This is a genomic window from Mesorhizobium sp. B1-1-7 (genome assembly GCF_006442705.1).
Taxonomy (GTDB): domain Bacteria; phylum Pseudomonadota; class Alphaproteobacteria; order Rhizobiales; family Rhizobiaceae; genus Mesorhizobium; species Mesorhizobium opportunistum.
In genome coordinates, this window is the sequence record NZ_VFWQ01000039.1 from 1 (window position 1) to 2,459 (window position 2,459).

At 64.5% G+C, this 2,459-nt stretch carries 3 protein-coding genes; all 3 read left to right on the top strand.

The window, feature by feature from the left end; translation table 11 throughout:
- Positions 1 to 199: 199 nt before the first annotated feature.
- A complete protein-coding gene (gene minC / locus FJ978_RS32605) occupies positions 200 to 1,018 on the top strand; it encodes a septum site-determining protein MinC (protein ID WP_013894381.1) in 819 nt (272 codons plus the stop codon).
- 69 nt (positions 1,019 to 1,087) lie between these two features.
- Entirely contained in the window at positions 1,088 to 1,903 is an 816-nt protein-coding gene (gene minD, locus FJ978_RS32610; RefSeq protein ID WP_013894382.1) for a septum site-determining protein MinD, read from the top strand.
- Entirely contained in the window at positions 1,900 to 2,172 is a 273-nt protein-coding gene (minE, locus tag FJ978_RS32615) for a cell division topological specificity factor MinE (protein WP_013894383.1), read from the top strand. The genes minD and minE overlap by 4 nt, the downstream gene beginning before the upstream one ends.
- The last annotated feature ends 287 nt before the right edge of the window (positions 2,173 to 2,459 follow it).

Below are 2,459 nucleotides of genomic sequence, written 5' to 3' on the forward strand. Positions count from 1 at the left end.
GGACATATCGTCGAAGCTGCGCCGCGCGCGAGGCGCACATCTCGACGTCAGATGCGCGCTAATGCTGGGTAGCGCAATGCCCGGAAACCGGTGTCGCCGCGGGAACATCGTTGCGACGAGATAAGTTGCTCACCCCTCATTAACCATTCGTTAACCATTCCCTCGCTAGCGTTTACCTCTCAGTAAGGATTCGCCAGCCGTGACCTTTGCCGCTCCCCTCGAGGCCAAATCCATTCGCTTTCGGGCTCGCTCTTTCGTCGCTTTCACGCTGACGCCGGAGATGCCGCTTTCGGAGTGGCTGCAGGGGCTGGATCACTGGATCGGCAACTCGCCGGGCTATTTTGCCGGGCGGCCGGTGCTGCTCGATTTGAACACTTTGAAGCCGGACCCAAGCGATATCGCGGCGCTGGTGGCTGAACTCGGCACGCGCGGCATCCGCATCTATGCCATCGAGCTTGAAGGCGCGTCGCTCGACGCCGATCTGCCGCCGGTTTTGGTCGGCGCCAAGGAGGCGACGACGGATGGGCTGCTGCCTGGCCGCAAGGGCAGGGCGGAGGTTTCGGACAAAGTCCAGGTTTCGGACAAGGCCGAGGTGCCGGAAACGCGCACAGAAGCAGGTGCGGCTGGCAAGGGCAAGGCTGGCGCAAGCAAGACCGATGAAAGCGAGCCGCAGGCTGGGCATTACGATTCGGGCACGCTGATGATCAAGGCGCCCATCCGCTCCGGCCAGGCGATCATGCATCCGCATGGCGATGTCATCGTGCTCGGCTCGGTCGCGTCGGGTTCGGAGATCGTGGCGGCCGGCTCGATCCATGTCTATGGCACCCTGCGCGGGCGTGCTTCGGCGGGGGCGCTCGGCAACACCGCCGCGCGCATCTTCTGCCGCCGCAATGAGGCCGAGCTTCTGTCGGTCGACGGCTGGTACATCACCGCCGAGGAAATGGAAGGCGTGTCGCGCGGCAAACCGGTGCAGGCCTTCCTCGACGGCGAGGGCCTGCGTGTCGAGACATTGAGCTAAAGCGCTGACTGAGACAAAGGCCGGCAAGCCGGCCCGAGATAACAAACGACAACAACGGAGGCTTTTTTGATGGGCAAGGTAGTGGTGGTCACTTCGGGCAAGGGGGGCGTCGGCAAGACCACCTCGACGGCAGCGCTTGGAGCGGCCGTGGCCAAGACCGGCAAGAAGGTGGCGCTGGTCGATTTCGACGTCGGCCTCAGGAATCTCGACCTGATCATGGGCGCGGAACGGCGCGTGGTGTTCGACCTCGTCAATGTCATCCAGGGCACGGCCAAGCTGTCGCAGGCGCTGATCCGCGACAAGCGGGTCGAGACGCTGTTCCTGCTGCCGGCCTCGCAGACGCGCGACAAGGATGCGCTGACTGAAGAAGGCGTCGGCGAAGTCATCGACAAGCTGCGCTCGGTGTTCGACTACGTGTTCTGCGACAGCCCGGCCGGCATCGAGCGCGGCGCGCAGCTCGCCATGCGCTTTGCCGACGAGGCGGTCATCGTCACCAATCCGGAAGTGTCGTCGGTGCGCGATTCCGACCGCATCATCGGCCTGCTCGACGCCCGCACCATGCGCGCCGAACAGGGCGAGCAGATCGCCAAGCACGTGCTGGTCACCCGCTATGACGCGGGGCGGGCCGCGCGGGGTGAAATGCTCTCCATCGACGACGTGCTGGAAATCCTGTCGGTGCCGCTGCTCGGCATCATTCCGGAGAGCCAGGATGTGCTCAGGGCCTCCAACCTCGGCGCGCCGGTCACGCTGTCCGAGCCGCTCAACACCGCGGCCAAGGCTTACCTCGATGCCGCAAGGCGGCTGGAAGGCGAGGACCTGCCTGTCATCGTGCCCTTCGAACGCAAGGGCTTTCTCGATCGTCTTTTGGGAAGGAGGGCGGCATGAACCTGCTCGACATTTTCAAGCGGCGCTCCAGTGCGCCGGTGGCGCGCGAGCGGCTGCAGGTGCTGCTCGCCTACGAGCGCCGCAACCGCAACCAGCCAGACCTCGTCTCCATCCTGCGCGAGGAGATCATGGCCGTCATCGCCAAGCATGTGCAGATCGACCAGGATTACCTGCAAATCTCCATGGACCGCGGCGAGACCATGTCGACGCTGGAAATCGACATCCAGATCCCCAACAAGAGCGCCGTGCCGATGGCGATCTCGGCCTAGCTTTTCACCCTCCCCCTTGTGGGGAGGGTCGGCTCGCAGTCGCAGCGAAGCGGAGATTGCGGGACGGGTTTGGGGGCATCGCGACGCTGCGAGACCTATCTCCTACAAGGCCAGCACCAAGGCGCCCCCCTCTGCCCTGCCGGGCATCTCCCCCTCAAGGGGGGGATTGGCAGTTGCTGCGCCTTCGCCCTTTCTTGATCCGTTGAAAATTGGCGAAGGCCTTGGCGACATCCAATCTCCCCCCCTTGAGGGGGAGATGCCCGGCAGGGCAGAGGGGGGCGCCTTGG